Here is a 26925-nt window from a genome sequence, read left to right as displayed (position 1 = left end):
TTTACTCGTAGTAGTTATAAATTCCCGCGGCCATCACCAGCTGTGACGCCACCTCGTGAGCTTTTTCGCGACTCACCAGCAGATCAATGATTTTTAAACCGAAATCGATTGAGGTTCCCGGTCCCTGGCTGGTTAACAGATTGACGCGCGGATCCCATACGACGCGCTTGTCCTGCCACTGGTCAGCGGGGATCTTGTCTTTCAGCGCCGGGAAGCCCGTCATATTTCCGATGGGGAAAATATCGTGTGGGACGAGGACGGTGGCGGCAGCGGCGCAAATTGCTGCGACAATGCGCCCGGAGCGATGAAACTGTTTCACGGTTTCGACCAGCAGAGGGCTGTCGCGAAAACACTCGGCGCCTTTAATTCCGCCCGGCAGCACGATGATATCGAAATCGCCGTCAGCAACTTCCACTAATGGCGCATCCGCCAGCAGCTTCACTCCGCGTGAACACACAATAGCCAAGCCGCCATCGCTGGCGACGCTTGCGGTCGTGACCTTAATTCCGCCGCGAACCAGCAGATCGATAGTGGTGACCGCTTCGGTTTCTTCACTACCAGGGGCGAGACATACCAGTGCTTGAGCGCTCATACTCACTTTCCTTTCTCTTAACCATTTCAAACAGGCGGGCATTTTCCGGGACGGCGATGCCGTGCGCGCGGGCGCGTTTTAACAAATAGCCGGTAATGTAATCGATCTCAGTATGGCGCAGCGCACGAATGTCTTGCAGCATCGATGAGATATTTTCCGCAGTACTGTCAATTACTTGCTCGACATAATAGCGTAAATCATCCGCTGATGTGTGGTGGCCTTCGCGTTCAATGACCGCTGCTACTTCCTCGCAGATGAGTGCTATTTTTTCTGGATGATGGCGTAACTCGCCGTTTGGGCAATCCCATAATGCGGTCAGCGGATTAATAACGCAGTTAACGGCCAGCTTGCGCCATAGCTCGGCGCGGATAGTGTTGTGCCAGGCGACGTCCGGCAGCACTTCTTGCAGGACTTCAGCCAGATAGCTGAAATCACCGTCTTGTTCACGCGCCGGACCAATCCTTGTAGTACCCTGAGCGACATGAATGATGACGTTCCCGTCACGGCGTGCCGCGTGGGTGGTGGTGCCCATCAGCAGAGGTTGCTTAATGTTATGCAGTTCTTCAATCGTCCCCATACCGTTGTGAATCAGCAGAATGGGAGTGGTTTCAGGCAGTATTGCGGCCAGGCCTTTTACCGCATCAGAAACCTGCCAGGCTTTCAGGGTGACCAGCAGCAGGTCGCTTTTCGCCAAAAAATCGGGGTCGTTTGCCGTCAGGGATTCATTAAAAACTGACCCATCCGTGTCGATCAGGTTAACGCTGCAATAGGGTTGCGGTACGCGTAGCCACCCCTGAACTTCATGTCCATGTTTGCACAGCGCGGTTAGCCAAAGCTGCCCTAACGCTCCACATCCCAGTACGGTAATTTTCATTCTTCCTCCTCACCTGCAACAGCACCAGGTGTTAATCCATATCGGCCGTACCCCATTATTGTTCGCAGGTGTCAGTACCACGTACAATTAAAGGATACAGCCTAGTATAGCGCTGTCTGTTGTGTAACTTTGCAGGTATTATGCTTCGCATCAAAAATGAAGGGAGAGGAAAAGATGCCATCTTTCGATATTGTTTCTGAAGTTGATCTTCAGGAAGCCCGTAACGCGGTAGATAACGCCAGCCGTGAAGTGGAATCACGCTTTGATTTTCGTGGCGTTGAAGCGACTTTTGAGCTGAATGAGTCAAATAAGACGATTAAGGTGCTGAGCGAGTCTGATTTTCAGGTCAACCAGTTGCTGGATATTTTACGTGCCAAGCTGTTGAAGCGCGGTATTGAAGGCACGTCGCTGGACGTACCAGAAACCTTCGTGCACAGCGGTAAAACCTGGTTTGTGGAAGCTAAGCTGAAGCAGGGCATTGAAAGCGCGGTGCAAAAGAAAATCGTTAAGCTGATTAAAGACAGCAAACTGAAGGTGCAGGCGCAGATTCAGGGCGAAGAAATTCGTGTGACCGGTAAGGCGCGTGACGATCTGCAATCCGTTATGGCGCTGGTTCGCGGTGGCGATCTCGGCCAGCCATTCCAGTTTAAGAACTTCCGCGATTAAGTCGTAATGCCTGATGGCGCTACGCTTATCAGGCCTACAGGTAGCACACGCTATTGGTAGGCCGGATAAGGTGATAGCCGCCATCCGGCAATCTTCACGCCTGGCTGATGGCCTGCTCAACCTCAAATCGATTCGTCACTTTGCTGTCGATTTTCACGTAGGCCGAGTGCTCTTTCGCGACAATTAACACTTCGCTTATCCCTTCTTTAGCCAGCAGATGCTGCTTCAGGGTGTCATCCGCAGCAATTTCAGGTGGGATTTCCACCCGCAGGCTGCTGACATACGGCGGCTCTTTCATTGTACTTGCCACCAATAACCACACTGCTGCCAGAAGCGCACCAGCCAGGAATACCGCCTGACCATCAAACATTTCGACTACCCAACCGCCGAGCGAACCGCCAATCGCCACGCCGATGAACTGGCTGGTGGAGTAAACGCCCATCGCCGTGCCTTTATAGCCAGCCGGAGATTCTTTACTGATAAGCGAGGGGAGGAGGGCTTCCATCAGGTTGAAGGCGAGGAAGAATATCTGAACGCCCGCAATCAGCCCCCAGAAACGAATGTTAGCGCTCCACAATACAATCTCTGCAATAAGAATCAGTAACACGCAGGCGAGGAACACGCGTTTCATCCGGCGCTTCACTTCGGCGTAAATGATGAACGGCACCACGGAAACAAAGGACAGCAGCATCGTCACCAGATAAATTTTCCAGTGTTCGGCGGCGGGGAAGCCTGCTTTCGCCAGTTGGCCCGGTAAGGCGACGAAGGTAGACATCAGCAAAATGTGCAGACACATGATGCCGAAGTTGAGCTTCAGCAGTTTAGGTTCCGCCAGCACTTTGCTGAAGCTGCCTTTTACCATGCCCGACTCGCGGTTCAGCACGTGGTTGGTACTGTTGGGAACGACCCAAATAGTCAGCACGATACCCGTGGTAGCAAGAGCGGCAATCATCCAGAACAGCGCGTGTAGCCCCAGCGCGTGGGTAACGATCGGCCCCAGCACCATCGCAATGGCGAAAGTGATACCAAAGCTGACGCCGATAAACGCCATCGCTTTCGTTCGGTTTTGCTCACGGGTTAAGTCGGAAAGCAGCGCCATCACAGCGGCGGCAATCGCGCCAGAGCCTTGCAGAGCCCGGCCGAGAATAATTCCCCAGATTGAATCGGATAGGGCGGCAATTACGCTGCCGAGAACGAATACCGCCAGCCCGCCGACGATAAGCGGCTTACGACCTATGCGGTCAGAGAGCAGACCAAAGGGGATCTGGAAAACGGCCTGCGCCAGACCGTAAATGCCGATGGCAAGGCCTATCAACGCTTCGCTGGCGCCCTGTAGCGCCATACCGTATGTGGTCAGAACCGGCAGGACCATAAACATGCCAAGCATGCGCAACGAGAATACGGTCCCTAAACCCCAGGTGGCGCGCAACTCACCGGGCGTCATTTTGTAATCGTTCATTCCCACCTCTGTATTAATTTCGCGCCTAGTGTAAAGCGGGGAAGGGGTGGGGTAAACCTCTACGATATGTGGAATTGTGTAGTGGGATAATTGAAATAGTTACCGCTGCAACTAATTTACTTGCGATAATTACGGGTGTAGTCTTTTTGTGGTGATTTCTAATGGAAAGTGGGAAAAGGAAATGGTATTTCGCGATAAATATAACCAATTGTTTCAAGCTGATGACTGTATTCAGTGGACATCATTCTAATGAGTATTCAAGACGATGTGTTAAAGCTTTTCAGGGAAGAAATACCAGGGTATTTGGATGAAAACTGGAAGGAGGTTTCTTTAGAACTCGACTCAGAATTGTTTGATGTCCCCGGAGATGATCTCCACAGCGCTCTGGATCGATATGAGAAAGAGTTCAAAGTTGATTTATCATGTGTGAACTGGAAACCTTATTATCCATGGCACAATCTGCCACTATTCACGAGATGGTTCAAAGCTAACCGGGAAGAAGTGGAAGCAACACGCATACCGTTAACCGTAAGGATGTTTGCTGAGTCGGCTGAAGCGGGGAAATGGTTGTTTGAGAGCTGGCCTGAAGAACAAAAAGACGAGACCTGACGCTCTCAAAATAACGTAGTAAATAAAAAGGGTGCCGGGGCACCCTTTTCGTATCTGCAGATTCTTACCAGACGTAAGTCAGCAGGTTCTGCGAGTTTGGCACCATAAAGTCGACGGACATCATCACGGAAAGCGCGGTAATGGCGATGATGGAGAAACCGAACAGCTTGCGCGCCCAGACTCTGTCATCTTCCACTTTATAACCGCGCAGCGCCATGCCCAACCACCAGACGCTCACCGCCGCAGCAACAATCAGGTATTTATAGCCTGCATAGCCGCCCAGGGTTAGCATCAGCGTGGCGATAGCAAACGCCACGATGTACAGCGTGATATGGTTTTTCGCGACCGAAATACCTTTCACCACCGGCAGCACCGGGATGTTGGCAGCCTGATAATCCTTGAAGCGGAAAATCGCAATCGCGTAAGAGTGCGGCATCTGCCACAGGCTGAAAATAGCCAGCAGAATCAGCGCACCGCTATCGAACACACCGGTTACGGCGCAGTAGCCAATCACCGGCGGCGCTGCGCCGGAGAGTGAGCCAATCAGCGTACCGTAAACGGAATGGCGCTTCATATACAGGCTATAGACGCCCACATAGACCACGAAGCCCATTACCCCCAGCCAGCAGGCCAGAGGGTTCGCGCCAAACCACAGCAGCATAAAGCCAGCAATACCCAGCAGGGTGGCGTATACCAGCGAGACCGCAGGGGAAATCAGACCTTTAACCAGCACGCGGTTTTTGGTCCTCTCCATCTTCCTGTCGATATCCCTGTCGATGTAGTTGTTAAATACACAACCCGACGCCACAACCAGTGACACCCCAACCAACGTGTAGATAAACAGGGGATAGTCGATGCTGCCTTTCGAGGCCAGCAGGAACCCCCCAATCACCGAGATCAGGTTGCCAAAGATGATGCCTGGTTTCGTTACTTGCAGGTATTGCTTAAACATCATAATCGCCGCTCTTAGTGCATCATCATGTTGTAGTTAAGGTTCCACATAATCCAGATGGAGCCCACAACCAGGATGGCGATGATTAGCACAGTAAAGACAAAGGCCGTCATGTTCCAACCTTCATCAGATTTGCTATTCATGTGCAGGAAGCACACCAGGTGCACCAGAATCTGTACCACTGCCATTGCCAGAATAGTTCCCAGAATGACGGCCGGAGAGGCAGCACCCGTCATGACCATCCAGAACGGAATGACCGTCAGGATTACCGACAGGATAAAACCTGTCATGTAGGTCTTTACGCTGCCATGGGATGCGCCGCCGCTCTCGTTAGAATGACTCATTACATCGCCCCCATCAGATAAACAACAGTGAACACACAGATCCACACCACATCAAGGAAGTGCCAGAACAGACTCAGACACATGATGCGGGTGCGGTTAGTACTGGTCAGGCCGCGACGAGCAACTTGCACCATCAGCACCGCCATCCAGATAAGACCGGAGGTAACGTGCAGACCGTGCGTGCCGACCAGCGCGAAGAACGCAGACAGGAAGCCGCTGCGATCCGGGCCCATACCGTTAACAATCAGGTGATGGAATTCATAGAGTTCCATCCCGATGAATCCGGCACCGAACAAGAAGGTCAACGCCAGCCAGGAGATAACCTGGCTCTTGTTGTTCTTGTACATGGCAATCGCTGCCATGCCGTAAGTAATGGAGCTGAATAACAGCAGGAATGTTTCAACCAGAACGAACGGCAGTTCAAAAATGTCCTTACCTGTTGGGCCACCTGCGGTGCCGTTCACCAGAACGGCATAGGTTGCAAACAGAATAGAGAACAGAATGCAGTCGCTCATCAGGTAGATCCAGAATCCGAAGATCTTGGTCTGGCCTGCATCGTGGTGCCCGTGTTCGTGCGCGTGGGCAGTCGCGTGCGTTAAAGTATCAGTTGCCATTTTTCAGCCCTGCCTTAGTAATCTCATCGAAATGCTGATTTTCCAGTTTTTCGACTTCCGGGACCGGCACGTAGTAATCCACGTCTTCATCAAAGCTTTTCACAATCCAGCTGATGATCATGCCTGCGAAGCTTGCAATCGCCAGCCACCAGATATGCCAGATCATGGCGAAACCAAACAGTGTTGCGAAGGCGGTAATGACGATACCGGCACCGCTGTTCTTCGGCATATGAATTTCTTCATAGTGCGCAGGCTGTTTGTACGCTTCACCTTTTTCTTTCATTTCCCAGAAGGCATCACGCTCGTGAACGTGCGGCACAATGGCAAAGTTATAGAACGGAGGCGGGGAAGACGTTGCCCACTCCAGCGTACGACCACCCCATGGGTCACCGGTCAGGTCACGGTTCTGCTCGCGGTCGCGAATAGACACGTAAATCTGAATCAACTGGCACAGGATACCCAGTGCAATCAGCGCGGCACCGCAGGCGGCAACGACCAGCATCGGATGGAACTGCGGGTCAATCTGCTGGCTGAGGCGACGGGTCATACCCATGAAGCCCAGCACGTACAGCGGCATAAATGCCACGAAGAAGCCGATGATCCAGAACCAGAATGCGCGTTTACCCCAGGTTTCGTTCAGCGTGAAGCCAAACGCTTTTGGCCACCAGTAGGTCATACCAGCGAAGCATCCAAATACAACGCCGCCGATGATAACGTTATGGAAGTGCGCAATCAGGAACAGACTGTTGTGCAGTACGAAGTCCGCACCCGGCACCGCCAGCAGTACGCCGGTCATGCCGCCGACTGAGAAGGTGACGATAAAGCCAATCGTCCACAGCATCGCTGAGTGGAATACGATACGGCCCTGATACATGGTGAACAGCCAGTTGAAAATCTTCACCCCGGTTGGGATAGCGATAATCATGGTGGTAATACCGAAGAAGGCGTTTACGTTAGCGCCCGCACCCATGGTGAAGAAGTGGTGCAGCCAAACAACGAACGACAGAACGGTGATACACACGGTTGCCCACACCAGTGAGGTGTAGCCAAACAGACGTTTACGCGAGAAGGTTGCAGCGATTTCGGAGAATACACCGAACACCGGCAGAACCAGAATGTACACTTCCGGATGGCCCCAGGCCCAAATCAGGTTGATGTACATCATCATGTTGCCGCCCATATCGTTGGTAAAGAAATGGGTACCCAGATAGCGATCCAGGGTCAGCAACGCGACGGTAACCGTCAGGATTGGGAAAGAAGCGATAATCAGGATGTTCGCACACAGAGATGCCCAGCTAAATACCGGCATCTTGAACATGGTCATTCCTGGCGCACGCATCTTAATGATGGTCACAAAGAAGTTGATACCGGTCAGAGTGGTACCAATACCTGACAACTGAACTGCCCATATCCAATAATCGACCCCGACGCTTGGACTGTACTCTATTCCCGAGAGCGGCGGGTACGCCAGCCAACCGGTCTGTGCGAACTCTCCCACGCCCAGAGACAGGTTAACCAGGATTACGCCGACAACGGTGAACCAGAAGCTCAGGTTGTTCAGGAATGGGAACGCAACGTCACGAGCGCCGATCTGCAGCGGAACCACCAGGTTCATCAGACCGATAACAAATGGCATTGCCACGAAGAAGATCATAATCACGCCGTGAGCCGTGAAGATCTGATCGTAGTGGTGAGGTGGCAGGAAGCCCGCTTCACCTGCAGAAGCCAGCGCTTGCTGGCTACGCATCATGATGGCGTCGGCAAAGCCACGAATCAACATGACGATTGCAACGATGACATACATGATGCCAAGGCGTTTGTGGTCAACAGAAGTCAGCCACTCTTTCCATAGATAGGTCCACTTACCGAAGTAAGTGATTAGGCCCAGTAAGGCCGCACCACCGATGATTATTGCAGCGATCGTAACCATGACAATAGGTTCATGGAACGGCACTGCATCCAGCGTCAATTTTCCGAACATCGTATTCTTCCTCGGCCCCTTAGTGAGCGGATTCCGCGTGGCTCATGTCCATGCCTTCCATTCCTTCGTGTGCGCTGTGCTCACCTTCGGGTTGGGTCATGTCCATGCTCTTACCGTGAGCCATAAATTTGTTAATAACGTCTTTAAACAAATCGGGTTTCACGTTGGAGAAGTATTCCACCTGGTTGTATTCACTTGGCACAGCCACTTTCTCGAACGCTGCCATGTCGCTCATGGTGTTCGTGGACTGTTTAGCTTTAGCAACCCATTGGTCGAATTCGGCGCGGTCCTTTGTTGCGATAGCCTTGAACTTCATACCGGAGAAGCCAGGTCCGCTATAGCTTGCGGAGATACCATCATAAGTACCGGCTTCGTTGGCGATCAGATGCAGTCGAGTCTGCATACCGGCCATGGCATAAATCTGGCTACCCAGACGCGGGATAAAGAAGGAGTTCATCACGGAGTTAGATGTCACTTTGAACTCAACCGGAGTATTCGCCGGGAAGGCGATTTCATTCACGGTAGCGATACCCTGTTCCGGATAGATGAAGAACCATTTCCAGTCCATGGAAACCACTTCGATGGTAATGGGCTTCTCGTCATGCGCCAGCGGTTTGCTTGGCTCAAGAGCGTGAGTGGTTTTCCAGGTCAGTACGGCAAGGAAAATGATGATTAAGATCGGCACCGTCCAGACCACAGCTTCCACTTTATTGGAGTGTGACCAGTTCGGGCTGTACTTCGCATCTTTATTGCTTGCACGATACTTCCAGGCAAAACCAACAGCCATCAAGATGGCGGGAATAACGACAATCAACATCAGGCCAAATGCCGTCAGTATCAATGAACGTTGTTCCAGTCCAATCTGTCCTTTAGGGTCAAGCAGCGCAGAATTACAGCCACTGAGTAACGCAGTGCCTGCAATTAATGACAACCATCCCAAACTTTTATTGTATTTCCTGAGTCTCATTTAACGACCTCAATTCCACGGGACCGGGTGGCGTTTAAAGTGTGAGGTCATTTTACGGGAAGGTTACATTACTGTAAACATCCTTGGATCTGTGTTACTGGGTTCTGCCGCGCATGTCACATATGTTGCAATATATGTCGCTTTGGCTTTAAGAACCTGTTGCAACATCACGTTATAACGAAAGCGGGCAGGCGAGGGACTTGCTGAGGGCAATTGGTATAACCAATACGAAAATAAAACAATTGTTTAACAATTGATTATCAATAAAAAGACAATTAAAGAACAAAAAATAAATCTGTAGTGGCTGAATCGAGTAAGGAAAATAGTATATATAAAAGGCGTCAATAATTTCCAAATTCTTTGGCGCACAAAATAACAAATTATATTTTTAGCGATTGTTGTTTATTTAGCCGTTATAATTACGCAAGGTGATTACAACGGCGATATTAATGCGGATTGTTACGCCAGACGGGTTTTGCGCAGTGCCAGATAATCCAGCAATCCACCAAAAACGACTCCACAGACCGCGACCACCACTGAGACTTCAAGCAGTTCCGGCAGGAAGGAGAAGCTGGTGTAATCCAGCGTGTTCATAGTTAACAGCAGTAGCCAAACCAGCAGTAAGCAGCAGCCCGCTACCAACGTCATTAATGCCAGGCTGTACGCCCCACGAAATTCCGTGCGTGGAATAAAGCTTTCATTTTTCCAGCTATGCTCCAGCGTCTGACGACAAACCAGCAGCAGTATGAGGCCGGGGATCGCGGCAAACACGGAGAACAAATAAAACGTTGGCCAACCGTGCGCTTCGACAAACCAACCCGCTACCGGGCCAACGTAAACGCGACCAACGGCTGAAAGCGCGGAGAGCAGGGCGAACTGAGTCGCTGAGAAGGACTTATTGCACAGCGTCATTAATAAGGCGACAAACGCTGCCGTGCCCATTCCACCGCACAGGTTTTCAAAGAAGACGGCGGCCGCCATACTGAACATGTGTTTGTCAGTGATGGACAATAGCCAATAACCCGCATTCGACGCCCCCTGCAGAATGCCGAAAATCAGCAAGGCGCGAAACAGCGAAAGGCGCTGCATCAGGATCCCGCCGTACAGCGCGCCAACGATGGTGGCCAGCAGCCCGAGCGTTTTATTTACCACGCCAACTTCACCCGCATCAAACCCAACGCCGCGAATTAAAAAGGTGGTGGTCAGGCTCATGGCGAAAGCGTCCCCAAGCTTATACAACACAATCAGCAGCAGGATCAGCCAGGCGTTGTTACGACCAAAGAAGTCGCGCAGCGGGGCGACTACCGCCTGCTCCAGCGTTTTGGGCACCGGAATGGCATCAGTTGGTTCGGGCGCTAACAGAGTCGCGATGATACAAGGTATCATCAGCGCCGCCATCAGCCAGTACATGCCCTGCCAGCCCAGCCAGCGATCGGCCATCCACAGGGCCAGACCGCCGGAAACCAGCATCCCTAAGCGATAGCCCAGCACGCTGATAGCCGCACCGGTGCCGCGTTCTTCGGCGGGCAACACGTCGGTTTTCCAGGCATCAAAGACGATGTCCTGCGATGCTGAGCAAAACGCGATCACCACCGCAAGCGCGGCCATCCAGCGCAGCTGCGTACCAGGTTCCAGAAAACCCATCGCGGCGATAGAAATCAGTAACAGTACCTGGGTTGCCAGCAGCCAACCCCGGCGTCGACCTAAAAACGGCGGAGTGTAGCGGTCCATTAGCGGGGACCAGAGGAACTTAAACACGTAGGCCTGGCCGACCAGAGAAAAGAATCCAATGGTTTTAAGATCGATATTCTCGACCGTCATCCACGCCTGAAGCGTACCCGAGGTCAGAGCGAGCGGTAAACCGGAGGCGAATCCCAGTATGAGCAGGATAGCTGAACGTGGTTGCTGAAAAATACGTAAGTAATGACTGGACATGGGCTTCTATAGGCCCGACGAGCGCCGGGCCATATGGGCAGAAATTAACGAGCGTTCTGCTTGATGAAATCGTGAACGCTGGTGTCCTGAGACATATCAGCGATGGTGTCGGTCAGTACGCTGTTAACGGCGTCAGCGATATTTTTGTTAGAGGCCTGCAGTGCGCCTTCAACAGAATAGCTTGCGCGGTAGTTTTTGGTCATCTTGTTGCCGTTAGCGGCGGTCGCGATGATGGCGATGTCTGCCTTGGTGGCGATGTTGTAACGCACGCTACCCTGAGACACGTCAGCATACAGTTGGCTAACAATAATTTGCAGGTTGACTGCACCGTTTGGCCCAATCATATAACCGCGTGCGGTCATCTGTTTTTCCAGTACTTCTTGCAGCAGGAAGCGCAGATCGCGAGACGCGGTCAGGGTAACCAACTGGTTGTCACGGGTGACTTTTGCCAGCGCCTGATCCTGACGCTGGTCGGCACCGTTGATGCTAACGGTCACGCCCATCAGGCTTGGGTCCTGCTGCGGCAGAGTGATTTTTGGGGAAACTTCAATAGTGGTCGGCGGCGTTGCGCATCCAGCTAACATAAACAGCGCGACAAACGGGACGAGGATTTTTTTAAACATGCCAGGGCTCTCAGCGAATCTAAATTGTATGGTTGGAGAAAATTCCCGCCATCATAACATCGCCAACGATGAGGGGAAGTGGGTAACGCATGTAAATTCATTGTGTTGTCCGTTTTATGACTTTGTGGAGACCATAAACGGACTTTTTGCAATAAATCGAAGGGTAGATTCAGTGAACTTCATCCGTTTGGCTGAGAAAATCAGACAAGGGCTAATTTTTTGTTGCTAAGGTGTAATGAAAACGGTAAAAGCGGCTAGTATTTAAAGGGATGGGTGACATCTCAGCGTTGTCGGAGGAAAAATTTCATGATGATTCGTGAGCAAATAGAAGAAAAATTAAGGGCAGCGTTCGAACCCGTATTCCTCGAAGTTGTGGATGAAAGCTATCGTCACAATGTCCCGGCTGGTTCTGAAAGCCACTTTAAGGTTGTGCTGGTTAGCGATCGCTTTACAGGTGAACGTTTTCTTAATCGTCATCGGATGATTTACAGCACATTAACGGCGGAGCTTTCCACAACCGTTCATGCGCTTGCCCTGCATACCTATACCATTAAGGAGTGGGAAGCGTTGCAGGATACGATTTTTGCATCGCCTCCGTGTCGTGGGGCGGGAAGCATCGCGTAAAAACGGATTTGCAACAACCGACGCTTTTCCAGTATGTTGCTACAGATTATGTGAAAACGGCCTGCGGGCCGTTTTGTTTTGTCTGAATTCTGGGGCGCTCGTACAGTATTCAGACAAAAATTAGCCGGGAATTGTGAAAAAAGCCGCAGCAACGCGCGATAACCGTTCTCGACTCATAAAAGTGATGCCGCTATAATGCGCGTCTTATTTTTCGGAATGTCTTCGGGATGATTCTGACGACAGGGAATGTGATTGCTTATGAGAACATCCCAGTTCCGCGAAGCCAACAACCTGTGCTTGCGGAGAAGAGTTGACCGAGCACTGTGATTTTTTGAGGTAACAAGATGCAAGTTTCAGTTGAAACCACTCAAGGCCTTGGCCGCCGTGTAACGATTACTATCGCTGCTGACAGCATCGAGACCGCTGTGAAAAGCGAGCTGGTCAACGTAGCGAAGAAAGTGCGTATTGACGGTTTCCGCAAAGGAAAAGTACCGATGAATGTTGTTGCTCAGCGTTATGGCGCATCTGTTCGCCAGGACGTTCTGGGTGACCTGATGAGCCGCAACTTCGTTGACGCGATCATCAAAGAAAAAATCAATCCGGCTGGCGCACCGAACTACGTTCCGGGCGAATACAAACTGGGTGAAGATTTTACTTACGCGGTAGAGTTCGAAGTTTACCCGGAAGTTGAGCTGACTGGCCTGGAAGCAATCGAAGTTGAAAAACCGGTTGTTGAAGTCACCGACGCTGACGTTGACGTGATGCTGGATACCCTGCGTAAGCAGCAGGCTACCTGGAAAGACAAAGACGGCGCTGCAGATGCAGAAGACCGTGTAACCATCGACTTCACCGGTTCTGTAGACGGCGAAGAGTTCGAAGGCGGCAAAGCGTCTGACTTCGTACTGGCGATGGGCCAGGGTCGTATGATCCCGGGCTTTGAAGAAGGCGTTAAAGGCCACAAAGCTGGCGAAGAGTTCACTATCGACGTGACTTTCCCAGAAGAGTACCACGCTGAAAACCTGAAAGGTAAAGCCGCTAAGTTCGTTATCAACCTGAAGAAAGTTGAAGAACGCGAGCTGCCGGAACTGACTGAAGAATTCATCAAACGTTTCGGCGTTGAAGATGGTTCCGTAGCAGGTCTGCGCGCCGAAGTACGCAAAAACATGGAACGCGAGCTGAAAGGCGCTGTGCGTAACCGCGTTAAGTCTCAGGCGATCGAAGGTCTGGTAAAAGCTAACGACATCGACGTTCCGGCTGCTCTGATCGACAGCGAAATCGACGTTCTGCGTCGTCAGGCTGCACAGCGTTTCGGCGGCAACGAGAAACAAGCTCTGGAACTGCCGCGTGAACTGTTCGAAGAACAGGCTAAGCGTCGCGTAGTTGTCGGTCTGCTGCTGGGCGAAGTGATTCGCACCAACGAGCTGAAAGCTGATGAAGATCGCGTTAAAGGCCTGATCGAAGAGATGGCTTCTGCTTACGAAGATCCGAAAGAAGTTGTTGAGTTCTACAGCAAAAATAAAGAGCTGATGGACAATATGCGTAACGTCGCTCTGGAAGAGCAGGCTGTTGAAGCCGTTCTGGCGAAAGCGAAAGTGACTGAAAAAGCCACTTCCTTCAACGAGCTGATGAACCAGCAGGCGTAATTCGTCGCTTTTTTAGCTCGAATTTCGTACGCAAGCCCGTCACCTTTTGGTGGCGGGTTTTTTTTTGTCACGCATTTTGCATGGGAAGAGTGCGAAAACAGCGTTTCAGTGTTAGCGTTACAACAAAAGATTGTTATGCTTGAATTATGGCGATGTCGTACCCATTACTGAGGGACTAGCTGATAATCCGTCCATAAGGTTACAATCAGCACAGCAGGTTTTTTCAAATTTTATCCAGGAGACGGAAATGTCATACAGCGGCGAACGAGATAACTTTGCACCCCATATGGCGCTGGTGCCGATGGTCATTGAACAGACCTCACGTGGTGAGCGCTCTTTTGATATCTATTCTCGTCTACTTAAGGAACGCGTCATTTTTCTGACCGGCCAGGTCGAAGACCATATGGCTAACCTGATCGTGGCGCAGATGCTGTTCCTGGAAGCAGAAAACCCAGAAAAAGATATCTACCTGTACATCAACTCCCCTGGTGGAGTGATCACCGCCGGGATGTCTATCTATGACACCATGCAGTTTATTAAGCCGGACGTCAGCACCATTTGTATGGGCCAGGCGGCCTCAATGGGCGCGTTCCTGCTGACTGCCGGGGCGAAAGGTAAACGTTTTTGCCTGCCTAACTCTCGCGTCATGATCCACCAGCCTCTGGGCGGTTACCAGGGCCAGGCAACGGATATTGAAATTCATGCCCGTGAAATCCTGAAGGTAAAAGGGCGCATGAACGAACTTATGGCGCATCATACGGGTCAATCTCTTGAGCAGATTGAACGTGATACCGAGCGCGATCGCTTCCTCTCCGCTTCTGAAGCGGTAGAGTACGGTCTGGTCGACTCGATTTTGACCCATCGTAATTAATGCCCAGCGCGCAGGTGTGCCGCTATAATTACCTGGAGCGGCACAACGCTGACTAGCGTCTTGCGCCTGAGAATGGCATTTGCGTCGTCGTGTGCGGCACAAAGAACAAAGAAGAGGTTTTGACCCATGACAGATAAACGCAAAGATGGCTCGGGCAAATTGTTGTACTGCTCTTTTTGCGGCAAAAGCCAGCATGAAGTGCGTAAGCTGATTGCCGGACCATCCGTGTATATCTGCGACGAATGTGTTGATTTATGTAACGACATCATTCGCGAAGAGATTAAGGAAGTAGCACCGCACCGTGAACGCAGTGCGCTGCCGACGCCACATGAAATTCGCAACCACCTGGACGATTACGTTATCGGTCAGGAGCAGGCGAAGAAAGTGCTGGCGGTCGCGGTATACAACCATTACAAACGTCTGCGCAACGGCGACACCAGCAATGGCGTCGAGTTGGGCAAAAGTAACATCCTGCTGATTGGCCCGACGGGTTCCGGTAAAACGCTGCTGGCTGAAACGCTGGCGCGCCTGCTGGACGTTCCGTTCACCATGGCCGACGCCACCACGCTGACCGAAGCCGGTTATGTGGGGGAAGATGTTGAGAACATTATTCAGAAACTGCTGCAGAAATGCGATTACGATGTGCAGAAAGCACAGCGCGGGATCGTCTATATCGATGAAATTGACAAGATTTCTCGTAAGTCCGATAACCCGTCCATTACCCGTGACGTTTCCGGCGAAGGCGTACAGCAGGCGCTGTTGAAACTGATCGAAGGTACGGTTGCTGCCGTTCCGCCTCAGGGTGGTCGTAAACATCCTCAACAGGAATTCCTGCAGGTTGACACCTCTAAGATCCTGTTTATCTGTGGCGGTGCCTTTGCCGGTCTGGATAAAGTGATTGCTAACCGTGTTGAAACCGGCTCCGGCATTGGTTTTGGCGCAACGGTAAAAGCGCAGTCTGACAAAGCCAGCGAAGGTGAACTGCTGTCGCAGGTAGAACCAGAAGATCTGATCAAATTTGGTCTGATCCCTGAGTTCATTGGTCGTCTGCCGGTTGTCGCGACGCTGAGCGAGCTGAGCGAAGAAGCATTGATCCAGATCCTCAAAGAGCCGAAAAACGCCCTGACCAAGCAGTACCAGGCGCTGTTCAATCTTGAAGGTGTCGATCTGGAATTCCGTGAGGAAGCGCTGGATGCGATCGCCAAGAAAGCGATGGCGCGTAAAACTGGTGCTCGTGGTCTGCGTTCAATTGTCGAAGCCGCGCTGCTCGACACCATGTACGATCTGCCGTCTATGGAAGACGTCGAAAAAGTGGTGATCGATGAGTCGGTGATTGGCGGTCAGAGCAAGCCGTTGCTGATTTACGGTAAGCCGGAAGCGCAGCAGGCATCTGGCGAATAATTCATCAATTCATACAGACATTTAATTAAAAAGGGGGGATTTTATCTCCCCTTTTATTTTTCCGTAAACATGGCGTTGAATGTGTGGGAAACATCCCCATATACTGACATACATGTTAAAGGTGGTGTGGAGCACAGTCGTACCACCTGATTACCTGGCGGAAACTAAACTAAGAGAGAGCTCTATGAATCCTGAGCGTTCTGAACGCATTGAAATCCCCGTATTGCCGTTGCGCGATGTGGTGGTTTATCCGCACATGGTCATACCCTTATTTGTAGGGCGGGAAAAATCTATCCGTTGTCTGGAAGCGGCTATGGACCATGATAAAAAAATCATGCTGGTCGCACAGAAAGAAGCGTCAACGGATGAGCCGGGTGTAAACGATCTTTTCACCGTCGGGACCGTGGCCTCTATTTTGCAGATGCTGAAACTGCCTGACGGCACCGTAAAAGTGCTGGTCGAGGGGTTACAGCGCGCGCGTATTTCTGCGCTGTCTGACAACGGCGAGCATTTCTCTGCGAAAGCGGAGTACCTTGACTCGCCAGCCATTGATGAGCGCGAACAGGAAGTGCTGGTGCGTACCGCTATCAGCCAGTTCGAAGGCTATATCAAGCTGAACAAGAAAATCCCACCAGAAGTGCTGACGTCGCTGAACAGCATTGACGATCCTGCACGTCTGGCGGACACCATCGCTGCACACATGCCGCTGAAACTGGCTGACAAGCAGTCCGTGCTGGAGATGTCCGACGTTAACGAACGTCTGGAATATCTGATGGCGATGATGGAGTCTGAAATTGATCTGCTGCAGGTTGAGAAACGCATTCGCAACCGCGTGAAAAAGCAGATGGAAAAATCCCAGCGTGAGTACTATCTGAACGAGCAGATGAAAGCCATTCAGAAAGAGCTCGGCGAGATGGACGACGCGCCGGACGAAAACGAAGCGTTGAAGCGTAAAATCGACGCGGCGAAAATGCCGAAAGAGGCAAAAGAGAAAGCGGAAGCAGAACTGCAGAAGCTGAAAATGATGTCTCCGATGTCCGCGGAAGCGACCGTAGTGCGTGGCTACATCGACTGGATGGTTCAGGTACCGTGGAATGCGCGTAGCAAGGTCAAAAAAGACCTTCGTCAGGCGCAGGAAATCCTCGATACTGACCACTACGGTCTGGAACGCGTCAAAGATCGTATCCTTGAGTATCTCGCGGTTCAAAGCCGTGTGAACAAAATCAAGGGACCGATCCTGTGCCTGGTTGGGCCGCCGGGGGTAGGTAAAACTTCTCTGGGACAGTCCATCGCTAAAGCCACCGGACGTAAATATATTCGTATGGCGCTGGGCGGCGTGCGTGATGAAGCTGAAATTCGCGGTCACCGCCGGACCTATATTGGCTCTATGCCGGGTAAACTGATCCAGAAAATGGCTAAAGTGGGCGTTAAAAACCCGCTGTTCCTGCTCGATGAGATCGACAAAATGTCTTCTGACATGCGTGGCGATCCGGCTTCCGCACTGCTTGAGGTGCTGGATCCAGAGCAGAACGTGGCGTTCAGCGATCACTACCTGGAAGTGGACTACGACCTCAGCGACGTGATGTTCGTTGCGACCTCTAACTCCATGAATATTCCAGCGCCGTTGCTGGATCGTATGGAAGTGATCCGTCTGTCCGGTTATACCGAAGACGAGAAGCTGAACATTGCTAAACGTCACCTGTTGCCGAAACAGATTGAGCGTAATGCGCTGAAAAAAGGAGAGCTAACGGTCGACGATAGCGCCATTGTGGGCATTATTCGTTACTACACCCGTGAAGCCGGCGTGCGTAGTCTGGAGCGCGAAATCTCCAAACTGTGCCGTAAAGCGGTGAAACAGCTGCTGCTCGACAAGTCGCTGAAACACATCGTGATCAATGGTGATAACCTGCACGACTACCTGGGCGTTCAACGCTTTGACTATGGCCGCGCGGACAACGAAAACCGCGTTGGTCAGGTAACGGGTCTGGCGTGGACGGAAGTGGGCGGCGATCTGCTGACTATCGAAACCGCCTGCGTACCGGGTAAAGGTAAGCTGACCTACACCGGTTCGCTGGGTGAAGTCATGCAGGAATCCATTCAGGCAGCACTGACCGTGGTGCGGGCGCGTGCGGAAAAACTGGGTATTAATCCGGACTTTTACGAAAAACGCGACATCCACGTTCACGTACCTGAAGGGGCGACGCCGAAAGATGGTCCAAGTGCGGGTATTGCCATGTGTACCGCGCTGGTGTCTTGTCTGACCGGTAACCCGGTACGCGCCGACGTGGCGATGACCGGCGAGATCACCCTGCGTGGTCAGGTTCTGCCTATTGGTGGTTTGAAAGAAAAACTGCTGGCGGCACACCGTGGTGGTATTAAAACGGTCTTAATTCCAGACGAAAACAAACGTGACCTGGAAGAGATTCCGGACAACGTGATTGCCGATCTGGACATCCATCCGGTGAAACGCATTGAGGAGGTTCTGACGCTTGCGTTGCAAAATGAGCCCTCCGGAATGCAGGTTGTGACCGCAAAATAGTGACCTCGCGCAAAGAGCACTAATAAAAACAGGGCTGGCAGGCCATTTCGGACTTGCCAGCCTTTTTTTGTATAGCTAATTTAGATGACGGATTGGGCTTGCCATCATTAACGGGTGTTGTAAGGGCATGGCAGGCCTGATATAACTGCTGCGCGTTCGCACTTTGAAGGATTCAGGTGCGATATAAATTATAAAGAGGAAGAGAAGAGTGAATAAATCTCAACTGATCGACAAAATTGCTGCAGGGGCTGATATCTCTAAAGCTGCGGCTGGACGTGCGTTAGATGCAATTATTGCTTCTGTTACTGAATCTCTGAAAGAAGGTGATGACGTAGCGCTGGTAGGTTTTGGTACTTTTGCCGTTAAAGAGCGTGCTGCCCGTACTGGTCGCAACCCGCAAACAGGTAAAGAGATCACCATCGCCGCGGCTAAAGTACCGGGCTTCCGTGCAGGTAAAGCACTGAAAGACGCGGTAAACTAAGTGATTTCCCCTTTGGGGATGTGACGAAGTACAAGGGCGCATCGACTGATGTGCCTTTTTTATTTGTAATTCCGGTACTTTCTACGCGTTGTGGGCTGACAATTGCCCCTGTTTCTTGTCACAATAGACCTTTGTGCGCAGCGTTCAGGAAACGCTATGCTGCGTGAAGCATATATACTCAAAATCCTTGCCGCCGTTGTTGTGCCTGCGCGCAGGCGGCTTGAGAGATAACGCGTATAGTCATCTACAGCGGAGTGTGGTTACACCATGATGGACAGCTTACGCACGGCTGCTAACAGTCTCGTGCTCAAGATTATTTTCGGTATCATTATCGTGTCGTTCATTTTGACCGGCGTGAGTGGTTACCTGATTGGCGGGGGCAATAACTTCGCCGCCAAAGTGAATGGCCAGGAGATCAGCCGCGGGCAGTTCGAGAATGCGTTCAACAGCGAACGTAACCGCATGCAGCAACAGCTGGGCGATCAATACTCCGAACTGGCTGCGAACGAAGGCTACATGAAAACGCTGCGTCAGCAGGTGCTGAATCGTCTTATTGACGAAGCGCTGCTGGATCAGTACTCCCACGAGCTTAAGCTCAACATCAGCGACGATCAGGTCAAACAGGCTATTTTCGCCACGCCTGCGTTCCAGGTGGACGGCAAATTTGATAACAACCGCTACAATGCGATTGTTAATCAGATGGGTATGACCGCCGATCAGTATGCTCAGGCATTACGTAATCAGCTCACTACCCAGCAGCTGATCAACGGTGTTGCCGGTACGGACTTCATGCTGAAAGGCGAAACGGACGAGCTGGCGGCGCTGGTTGCACAGCAGCGTATCGTTCGCGAGGCGACGATTGACGTTAACGCACTGGCCGCGAAGCAGTCTGTTACCGAGCAGGAAGTTGCCAGCTACTACGAGCAAAATAAAAACAACTTTATGACGCCGGAACAGTTCCGCGTGAGCTACATCAAGCTGGACGCCGCTGCTATGCAGGAGACGGCCAGCGATGCGGATATTCAGTCTTACTACGACCAGCATCAGGACCAGTTCACTCAGCCGCAGCGTAACCGCTACAGCATCATTCAGACCAAAACGGAAGATGAAGCCAAAGCGGTGCTGGACGAGCTGAACAAAGGCGGTGATTTCGCTGCGCTGGCAAAAGAAAAATCTGCTGACATCATCTCTGCCCGTAAAGGCGGCGACATGGGATGGCTGGAAGATTCCACCACTCCGGATGAGCTGAAAAGTGCTGGTCTGAAAGAAAAAGGCCAGCTGTCAGGCGTGATTAAGTCTTCCGTTGGTTTCCTCGTTGCGCGTCTTGACGACGTACAACCTGCACAGGTTAAACCGCTGAGCGAAGCCCGTGACGACATTGCGGCGAAAGTGAAGCAGGAAAAAGCGCTGGACGCGTATTACGCACTGCAGCAGAAAGTGAGCGATGCCGCCAGCAACGATAACGAATCCCTGGCGGGCGCGGAGCAGGCTGCTGGCATGAAAGCGGTTGAGACGGGCTGGTTTAGTCGTGACAGCCTGCCAGAAGAACTGAACTTCAAACCGGTCGCTGACATCATTTTCAATGGTGGTCTGGTTGGCGAAAACGGTACGCCTGGCAGTAACTCCGACATCATCACCGTGGACGGCGATCGTGCGTTTGTATTGCGTATTGCAGAACACAAAGCCGAAGCCGTTAAGCCACTGGCTGAAGTGAAAGATCAGGTAACTGCGCTCGTTAAGCACAATAAAGCAGAGCAGCAGGCGAAGCTTGATGCCGATAAACTGCTGGCGGATCTGAAAGCCGGTAAAGGCGATGAAGCGATGAAAGCGGCGGGTCTGAGCTTTGGCGAAGCGAAAACGCTGAGCCGTACCGGGCAGGATCCGCTGAGCCAGGCGGCCTTTGGCCTGAGTCTGCCAGCGAAAGACAAACCGAGCTACGGCGTGGCGAACGATATGCAGGGTAATGTTGTTCTGCTGGCGCTGGACGAGGTGAAAGCCGGTTCTATGCCTGAAGCGCAGAAGAAAGCGATGGTTCAGGGGATTACCCAGAACAACGCGCAGATTGTCTTCGAAGCGCTGATGAGCAACCTGCGTAAAGCCGCAAAAATTAAAGTCGGTGACGCGCTGGAACAGCAGCAATAACCGAGGCTGCTCGCAAAAAATTGCAAAAAGTTGTATCGACAAAAGGCCGCTTTCGCGGCCTTTTCCATTTCTGATATTTGCCGTTTGTCTGTCGTTGTGCACCCCGCTATCGTGATTCCACTGTTAACAAACACGGAGAAAACAGTATGAAACATGGAATCAAAACCCTTCTTATCACTCTTTCATTGACCTGTGCCGGCATGGCTCAAAGCGCACTGGCTGCAGAGCCTGTCGCCAAAAGTCAGGCGACTCAAGCCAAAGCGGATGCTTCCACAGTGGCGCAAAGCAAAGCCACGTCAGCGGCTAAAGCGAGCGACGATGAAGGTACCAGGGTAAGCATCAACAGTGCTTCTGCTGAGGATTTAGCTCGAGTCATGAATGGCGTTGGTCTGAAGAAAGCGCAGGCGATTGTGAGCTATCGTGAAGAGTACGGACCGTTTAAAACGGTGGAGGACTTAAAGCAGGTGCCGGGCATGGGTAGCTCGCTGGTTGAGCGTAATTTGGCAGTTTTAACACTTTAATAACTTGCGCAGTGGCCAATATTTGCCACACTAGAGAGGTCATACCAGTTATGGCCTCACTACCCTGAATATATTCCTATAAAAACGTAAGGTTCCTGCGCTATGCAAACACAAATCAAAGTTCGTGGTTTTCATCTTGATGTCTATCAGCACGTTAACAATGCCCGCTATCTGGAGTTTCTGGAAGAAGCCCGCTGGGATGGTCTGGAAAACAGCGACAGCTTTCAGTGGATGACCGCACACAACATCGCTTTTGTGGTCGTGAATATTAATATTAACTACCGCCGACCTGCGGTGCTGAGTGACCTGCTGACCATCACCAGCCAGGTCCAACAGCTAAATGGTAAAAGCGGCGTGTTGAACCAGACCATCACCCTGGAGCCGGAAGGACAGGTGGTGGCAGACGCGTTGATTACCTTCGTCTGCATTGATTTAAAGACGCAAAAAGCGCTGCCGCTGGAAGGGGAGTTGCGCGAAAAATTGGAGCAGATGGTGAAGTAGTGGCTGCGAGTGTCTGCAGGCCGGATAAGCAAAAGCGCCATCCGGCATCACTCAACGTATTACTTTAACCCGGTTTTCTGCTTCATTGCCGCCATCACCGCCGATTTATCCGCCAGATAATGGTTCAGGCCGTTGGCGCGCAGATTACACGCCGCACAGTGACCGCAACCGTCACCTTTGATGCCGTTATAACAGGTCAGCGTTTCTTCGCGTACCAGGTCCAGCTTGCCCCAGTAATCGGCCAGTGCCCAGGTTTCGGCTTTATCGATCCACATTAACGGTGTTTCAAAGCGGATATCTTTTGCCATCCCCAGGCTTACGGCATGGTTCAGGGCTTTGACGAACTCATCGCGACAGTCCGGGTATCCGGAGAAATCCGTTTCGCAAACGCCGGTAATGACCGCTTCTGCCTGTACCTGATACGCGTAAATCGCCGCCAGCGTTAAAAACAGAATATTGCGTCCAGGCACAAAGGTGTTGGGGATGCCGTTGGCATCAGGTTCGTAATCAGGTACCGGAATGTTATCGCGGGTCAGGCTGCTGACGGCCAGTTCGCTGAGCAGCGTGACATCAAGGACTTTGTGCGCACGCGCGCCGAGTTTTAAGGCCAGGTCACGTGCGACATCAATCTCAGCGCGGTGGCGCTGACCATAATCAAAGGTCACGCAATGCACTTCATCATACTGATGCAGCGCTTGCGCCAGACAGGTTGTGGAGTCCTGGCCTCCACTGAATACAACAACGGCACGTTTCATGGCTTTTCCTGACTAGTAACGAAAGCGCTTATGGTAGCGCCTGGGCGTGTCGCCGACCAGCTTCTTCACGCTGAAGGCGGCGGCAGCCAGGCTTCGGTAAACTCGAACCAGCCGCGAGGGTTCAGGCGTACGCCGTTCACACCTGGAGGGGCGCTAATACGATAGTGATAATTGAACAGCGGCGTCAGGGTCGCGTCATGCATCAGCGTGGCGAAAACTTGTTGTAAAGCCGCGTGACGATCGTCTTCATCAGCCTGAATTTGCAAGGCATCCAGAGTGGTTTGCAGATGAGTATAAGCCGGCGCGCTCAATACGTGTGACCAGAGCTGATCGCAGCGCAGCCACTGTTCGAGGGTATATTCAGGCGCTTCGCCAATTAGCCTGTCGCCCATCATCAGGTCGGCCTGGGCTAAAGGATGATCGCCATCCCAGTTCTTGGCATTATGAAAAATAAGCGTTAATTCACAACCGAGCAGCGCCAGCGCCTGGCGAAGCTGTTCAGCCATCGCATGCAGTTCTACCGGCAGATGATAGGCCAGCGTTAGTTTTTTCGGCAGCGCTACCTCGTCCAGTTCATCCCATTGTGGGATAGTCCATCCTGGCAGCAGCGCATTGCTTGGCGTAATCAGGTTTTCATCCACTTCAAGCGTTTGTAGTAGGGAAGAGCGGTGGATAATATTGACCAGTCGGCGGGCCTGCTGCGTATTCAGGCGCGCGCTTTTTCTGAGCGTAAGATAGCAAAAACCGAGGCTGATGCCGCTGCTTACCTGGCTTAGCATGGGCAATTCTTCGGGCTTACCAATCGCAATTTGCACCGGATGGCGACAGCTGGTGCCCAAATCCTGGGAGAAGAGTTGCGGGGTTATCCAGTATTCAATGGCTTTTAGCAGCGGATGACTCAGGTGGTAGTGATCGTGACTTTCGATACGCACCAGTTCAGGAGTAAACAGCGTCAATCGGAACGGACCAGTACCCACAAACGGATGTTCAGGATGCGCCAGATGACTGCTGTAGCTTGCCAGACGATGCGCCAGCCAGAAGTCGGGGCGATGCAGAATAAAGGTCAGGCACTGGGGATGCGTCACTTCAATGCGCTTCACGCTGATAAACAGCTTATTCAGCGCGGGTAGCGCTAACAGCTTCTGCAATTGTTGATGTAGCTGCGTGCTGCTGACCGCATCGCCGTTATGCCAGTGCAGGGTGGAACGAATATAGAAATCCCAGCGCAGGCCATCGGCGGAGATATTCCAGTGGTGGGCTAAATCTCCGCAGGGGCGTTGCGTCTTGCTGTCGAACCGTGTCAGGCCAGAAAATAGTTGTCCGGCGAGATGCTGCTCCGCGCGACCGGGGAGAAATCCAGGGTGCAAAGGGTCGAGCTGGCGGTAATAGGGGATACGCAGGGTTGGCGTGTCGTTTTGCCACTGACCCCCCATAAACGGTTGTAGCAACGTTCTTAATTCGCCTGGCGCCAGTTGAGCCAGTTCAAGTACGCTGAGCTGTTCTCCCTTTTGCAGCGCCTGTTCCATCATGGTGTTGCGCAGCGAATCTGGCGTCACCAAAAAACGTAGCAGCCCGCGTTTCCCGCGCCCCGACTGAGCGTACCACTCCAGCCAGCCAGCATCCTGCGCTTGCTTTAGCAAGGTTCGCACGTGGCGCTCGCTGCAAAAACAGCGTTTGGCCAGTTCGCCCACGGTCACTGACTGTGGTTCGCCGTTCGATGGTTGCCACAGGCGCTGGTACTGATTCAGTCGATTCAATAATCGCATATAAACCCGGAACAATTCATTTTATCTATTCACTATTACTTCCGTATATCTCAGGTGATACTGAATCACAAGTTAACCGCGTCACAGTGTGGAGAAAGAAATGGCTCGTCTGGCTGCATTTGATATGGATGGCACCCTTTTGATGCCGAATCACCATTTAGGTGACGAAACGCTTTCAACGCTGGCGCGCCTGCGTGAACGCGATATCACCCTGACCTTTGCCACCGGTCGCCATGTGCTGGAGATGCGCCATATTTTGGGGTCTGTGTCACTGGACGCTTTTTTGATCACGGGTAATGGCACGCGTATTCACTCTCTTGAGGGCGATGTGCTGCACCGTCAGGATCTGGATCCGAATGTTGCGGATATCGTGCTACATCAGAAGTGGGATACCACCGCCAGCATGCATGTCTTTAATGACAACGGTTGGTTCACCGGACAAGAGATCCCCTCGCTGCTGCAGGCGCATGTATATAGCGGATTTCGCTACCAGATTGTCGATGTGAAACGTATTCCTGCTCATCAGGTCACGAAAGTTTGTTTCTGCGGCGATCATGACTCCCTGATCCAATTACGCATTCAGCTGAATGAAGCGCTGGGTGAACAGGCGAATCTCTGTTTTTCCGCGTTTGATTGTCTTGAGGTACTGCCGTTGGGCTGTAACAAAGGATCTGCGCTGGCGGTACTAAGCGACCACTTAGGTTATTCAATGGCCGAGTGTATGGCGTTTGGCGATGCCATGAACGATCGCGAAATGTTAGGCAGCGTTGGTCGCGGTCTGATTATGGGTAACGCGATGCCGCAACTGATTGCCGAACTGCCTCATTTATCGGTGATTGGGCATTGCCGCAATCAGGCAGTATCACACTTTTTGACGCATTGGCTGGACAATCCGCATCTACCTTATTCCCCCGAATGAGAGATCCCTTCCAGCAAGCCAGACTTCGCGTCTGGCTTTTTTTTATCCTGTTAATGGGTGTTCAGAAGTCGGGCGAGTTCCCCTTTCCACGGCGTTAAATCACCGATCTGCGCGTCGACCCATTGTGGGTTGTAGTAGGTTTCCAGATAGCGTTCGCCACTGTCGCACAGTAGCGTTACCAGTGAACCGGTAACGCCTGCATCGCGCATACGAGCGGCAAGCTGCAGGGTTCCCCACATGTTGGTACCGGTTGAAGCGCCGACTTTGCGGCCCAACTGCGTTTCCAGCCAGTGCGCGGTGGCCACGCTTGCGGCATCCGGTACGCGCAACATTTCATCAACCACGTCAGGAATGAAAGACGGTTCGACACGCGGGCGGCCAATGCCTTCGATTTTACTTCCTACCGGGCTGCGCAACGTTGCATCGCGATCCTGCCAGAAGGGCAGAAAGACCGAGTTTTCCGGGTCCACTACCATCAGTTGAGTGTCGTAGCCCTGACAGCGGATATAGCGGCCAATGGTTGCTGAGGTGCCGCCGGTTCCGGCGCTCATCACGATATGGCGGGGAACGGGGTTGGGCTCGCACTGCATCTGACGAAAGATGCTGTCGGCAATATTATTATTGCCACGCCAGTCGGTGGCGCGTTCAGCGTAAGTGAACTGATCCATGTAATGACCGTTCAGCTCACGCGCCAGCTGTTCAGAAGCCGCATAGATTTCGCAGGCGCTTTCCACGAAATGACAGCGACCGCCGTAGAATTCAATCTGTTCAATTTTACGTTTCGCCGTACAGGAAGGCATGACGGCAATAAACGGCAGTCCTAACAGTCGGGCGAAATAAGCCTCGGAAACCGCCGTTGAACCGGACGATGACTCAATGATGGTGGTGCCTTCTTTGATCCAGCCATTGCACAATCCGTACAAAAACAGTGAGCGCGCCAGACGATGCTTCAGGCTCCCGGTCGGATGCGTGCTCTCATCTTTTAAATAGATCTGAATGCCCGGGAACGCCGGTAGCGACAGACGAATGAGATGCGTATCCGCAGAACGCTGATAATCCGCGTTGATTTCATTGATGGCGTTTTTAACCCAGGAGCTATTCATCATTAATAGATATCCATTTGTCATTTTGTGCCCAGAATAGCGA

At 52.0% G+C, this 26925-nt stretch carries 25 protein-coding genes; 12 read left to right on the top strand and 13 right to left on the bottom strand.

Features of this window, described 5'->3' with window-relative positions; translation table 11 throughout:
* Nucleotide 1 precedes the first annotated feature (1 nt).
* The gene (gene yajL, locus WHR59_RS18160; protein ID WP_043015393.1) at nucleotides 2–592 is read right to left on the bottom strand and encodes a protein deglycase YajL; all 591 of its coding nucleotides are present in this window, start codon (nucleotides 590–592) and stop codon (nucleotides 2–4) included.
* Entirely contained in the window at nucleotides 555–1466 is a 912-nt protein-coding gene (gene panE / locus WHR59_RS18155; RefSeq protein ID WP_043015394.1) for a 2-dehydropantoate 2-reductase, read from the bottom strand. Before panE ends, yajL begins: the two co-directional genes overlap by 38 nt.
* Before the next feature lie 174 nt (nucleotides 1467–1640).
* Between panE and WHR59_RS18150 the strand changes: the two genes are divergently transcribed.
* Entirely contained in the window at nucleotides 1641–2132 is a 492-nt protein-coding gene (locus WHR59_RS18150) for a YajQ family cyclic di-GMP-binding protein (RefSeq protein ID WP_003831002.1), read from the top strand.
* 94 nt (nucleotides 2133–2226) lie between these two features.
* On the opposite strand, the gene WHR59_RS18145 is transcribed toward WHR59_RS18150, so the two are convergent.
* The gene (locus tag WHR59_RS18145; RefSeq protein ID WP_043015395.1) at nucleotides 2227–3591 is read right to left on the bottom strand and encodes an MFS transporter; all 1365 of its coding nucleotides are present in this window, start codon (nucleotides 3589–3591) and stop codon (nucleotides 2227–2229) included.
* 249 nt (nucleotides 3592–3840) lie between these two features.
* Here WHR59_RS18145 and WHR59_RS18140 point away from each other — a divergent pair, with 249 nt between their 5' ends.
* A complete protein-coding gene (locus tag WHR59_RS18140; protein WP_043015396.1) occupies nucleotides 3841–4200 on the top strand; it encodes a DUF1493 family protein in 360 nt (119 codons plus the stop codon).
* Nucleotides 4201–4264: 64 nt separating this feature from the next.
* On the opposite strand, the gene cyoE is transcribed toward WHR59_RS18140, so the two are convergent.
* From cyoE to WHR59_RS18105, 7 genes are all read right to left on the bottom strand, one after another.
* Nucleotides 4265–5155, bottom strand: coding sequence for a heme o synthase (gene cyoE, locus WHR59_RS18135; protein WP_100194043.1), 891 nt, complete (start codon nucleotides 5153–5155; stop codon nucleotides 4265–4267).
* A gap of 11 nt (nucleotides 5156–5166) precedes the next feature.
* Entirely contained in the window at nucleotides 5167–5496 is a 330-nt protein-coding gene (locus WHR59_RS18130; RefSeq protein WP_043015398.1) for a cytochrome o ubiquinol oxidase subunit IV, read from the bottom strand.
* Nucleotides 5496–6110 (bottom strand): cytochrome o ubiquinol oxidase subunit III, encoded by a 615-nt coding sequence (locus WHR59_RS18125; RefSeq protein WP_003021608.1) that lies wholly within the window; start codon nucleotides 6108–6110, stop codon nucleotides 5496–5498. The genes WHR59_RS18130 and WHR59_RS18125 overlap by 1 nt, the downstream gene beginning before the upstream one ends.
* Nucleotides 6100–8091 (bottom strand): cytochrome o ubiquinol oxidase subunit I, encoded by a 1992-nt coding sequence (cyoB, locus tag WHR59_RS18120; RefSeq protein ID WP_043015399.1) that lies wholly within the window; start codon nucleotides 8089–8091, stop codon nucleotides 6100–6102. The genes WHR59_RS18125 and cyoB overlap by 11 nt, the downstream gene beginning before the upstream one ends.
* 19 nt (nucleotides 8092–8110) lie before the next feature.
* The gene (gene cyoA / locus WHR59_RS18115) at nucleotides 8111–9058 is read right to left on the bottom strand and encodes a cytochrome o ubiquinol oxidase subunit II (RefSeq protein WP_043015400.1); all 948 of its coding nucleotides are present in this window, start codon (nucleotides 9056–9058) and stop codon (nucleotides 8111–8113) included.
* A gap of 459 nt (nucleotides 9059–9517) precedes the next feature.
* On the bottom strand, nucleotides 9518–10993 hold the full coding sequence (gene ampG, locus WHR59_RS18110) for a muropeptide MFS transporter AmpG (protein WP_043015401.1): 1476 nt from the start codon (nucleotides 10991–10993) through the stop codon (nucleotides 9518–9520).
* A 44-nt stretch (nucleotides 10994–11037) separates the two neighbouring features.
* Entirely contained in the window at nucleotides 11038–11616 is a 579-nt protein-coding gene (locus WHR59_RS18105; protein ID WP_016152050.1) for a lipoprotein, read from the bottom strand.
* A gap of 306 nt (nucleotides 11617–11922) precedes the next feature.
* Here WHR59_RS18105 and bolA point away from each other — a divergent pair, with 306 nt between their 5' ends.
* The 9 genes from bolA (at nucleotide 11923) to fadM (ending at nucleotide 22339) form a co-directional block, all read left to right on the top strand.
* Nucleotides 11923–12240: a transcriptional regulator BolA gene (gene bolA, locus WHR59_RS18100; protein WP_003021619.1), complete on the top strand. Its 318-nt coding sequence runs from the start codon at nucleotides 11923–11925 to the stop codon at nucleotides 12238–12240.
* Nucleotides 12241–12584: 344 nt separating this feature from the next.
* The gene (tig, locus tag WHR59_RS18095) at nucleotides 12585–13883 is read left to right on the top strand and encodes a trigger factor (protein WP_003021622.1); all 1299 of its coding nucleotides are present in this window, start codon (nucleotides 12585–12587) and stop codon (nucleotides 13881–13883) included.
* A gap of 247 nt (nucleotides 13884–14130) precedes the next feature.
* A complete protein-coding gene (gene clpP / locus WHR59_RS18090) occupies nucleotides 14131–14754 on the top strand; it encodes an ATP-dependent Clp endopeptidase proteolytic subunit ClpP (RefSeq protein WP_003021624.1) in 624 nt (207 codons plus the stop codon).
* A gap of 126 nt (nucleotides 14755–14880) precedes the next feature.
* Complete coding sequence (gene clpX, locus WHR59_RS18085; protein WP_003831013.1) at nucleotides 14881–16155, top strand: ATP-dependent protease ATP-binding subunit ClpX; 1275 nt, start codon at nucleotides 14881–14883, stop codon at nucleotides 16153–16155.
* A gap of 184 nt (nucleotides 16156–16339) precedes the next feature.
* Nucleotides 16340–18694, top strand: a complete 2355-nt coding sequence (lon, locus tag WHR59_RS18080) for an endopeptidase La (protein ID WP_038638272.1) — start codon at nucleotides 16340–16342, stop codon at nucleotides 18692–18694.
* 208 nt (nucleotides 18695–18902) lie between these two features.
* Nucleotides 18903–19175, top strand: a complete 273-nt coding sequence (gene hupB, locus WHR59_RS18075) for a nucleoid-associated protein HU-beta (protein WP_003021629.1) — start codon at nucleotides 18903–18905, stop codon at nucleotides 19173–19175.
* A 267-nt stretch (nucleotides 19176–19442) separates the two neighbouring features.
* Complete coding sequence (gene ppiD / locus WHR59_RS18070; protein ID WP_043015402.1) at nucleotides 19443–21317, top strand: peptidylprolyl isomerase; 1875 nt, start codon at nucleotides 19443–19445, stop codon at nucleotides 21315–21317.
* Nucleotides 21318–21463: 146 nt separating this feature from the next.
* Nucleotides 21464–21838 carry a helix-hairpin-helix domain-containing protein gene (locus tag WHR59_RS18065; RefSeq protein WP_043015403.1) on the top strand — a complete coding sequence of 125 codons (375 nt, stop codon included), beginning with the start codon at nucleotides 21464–21466 and terminating at the stop codon, nucleotides 21836–21838.
* A 102-nt stretch (nucleotides 21839–21940) separates the two neighbouring features.
* A complete protein-coding gene (gene fadM, locus WHR59_RS18060; protein WP_016152055.1) occupies nucleotides 21941–22339 on the top strand; it encodes a long-chain acyl-CoA thioesterase FadM in 399 nt (132 codons plus the stop codon).
* Between the two features lie 59 nt (nucleotides 22340–22398).
* Here the strand turns inward: fadM and queC are convergent, their stop codons facing one another.
* Nucleotides 22399–23094 carry a 7-cyano-7-deazaguanine synthase QueC gene (gene queC / locus WHR59_RS18055; RefSeq protein ID WP_043015404.1) on the bottom strand — a complete coding sequence of 232 codons (696 nt, stop codon included), beginning with the start codon at nucleotides 23092–23094 and terminating at the stop codon, nucleotides 22399–22401.
* Between the two features lie 65 nt (nucleotides 23095–23159).
* Nucleotides 23160–24860, bottom strand: a complete 1701-nt coding sequence (locus WHR59_RS18050) for an SgrR family transcriptional regulator (protein WP_100194046.1) — start codon at nucleotides 24858–24860, stop codon at nucleotides 23160–23162.
* Between the two features lie 100 nt (nucleotides 24861–24960).
* Here WHR59_RS18050 and cof point away from each other — a divergent pair, with 100 nt between their 5' ends.
* The gene (cof, locus tag WHR59_RS18045) at nucleotides 24961–25779 is read left to right on the top strand and encodes an HMP-PP phosphatase (protein WP_047413023.1); all 819 of its coding nucleotides are present in this window, start codon (nucleotides 24961–24963) and stop codon (nucleotides 25777–25779) included.
* 50 nt (nucleotides 25780–25829) lie between these two features.
* Here cof and WHR59_RS18040 read toward each other — a convergent pair whose 3' ends face one another.
* Nucleotides 25830–26885, bottom strand: coding sequence for a PLP-dependent cysteine synthase family protein (locus WHR59_RS18040; RefSeq protein ID WP_220133950.1), 1056 nt, complete (start codon nucleotides 26883–26885; stop codon nucleotides 25830–25832).
* Nucleotides 26886–26925 lie beyond the last annotated feature (40 nt).

It is taken from the genome of Citrobacter europaeus, assembly GCF_037482245.1.
Taxonomy (GTDB): Bacteria; Pseudomonadota; Gammaproteobacteria; order Enterobacterales; family Enterobacteriaceae; genus Citrobacter; species Citrobacter europaeus.
Note: the sequence above shows the minus strand (reverse complement) of the source record. Positions and strands in the feature narration are given on the sequence as shown.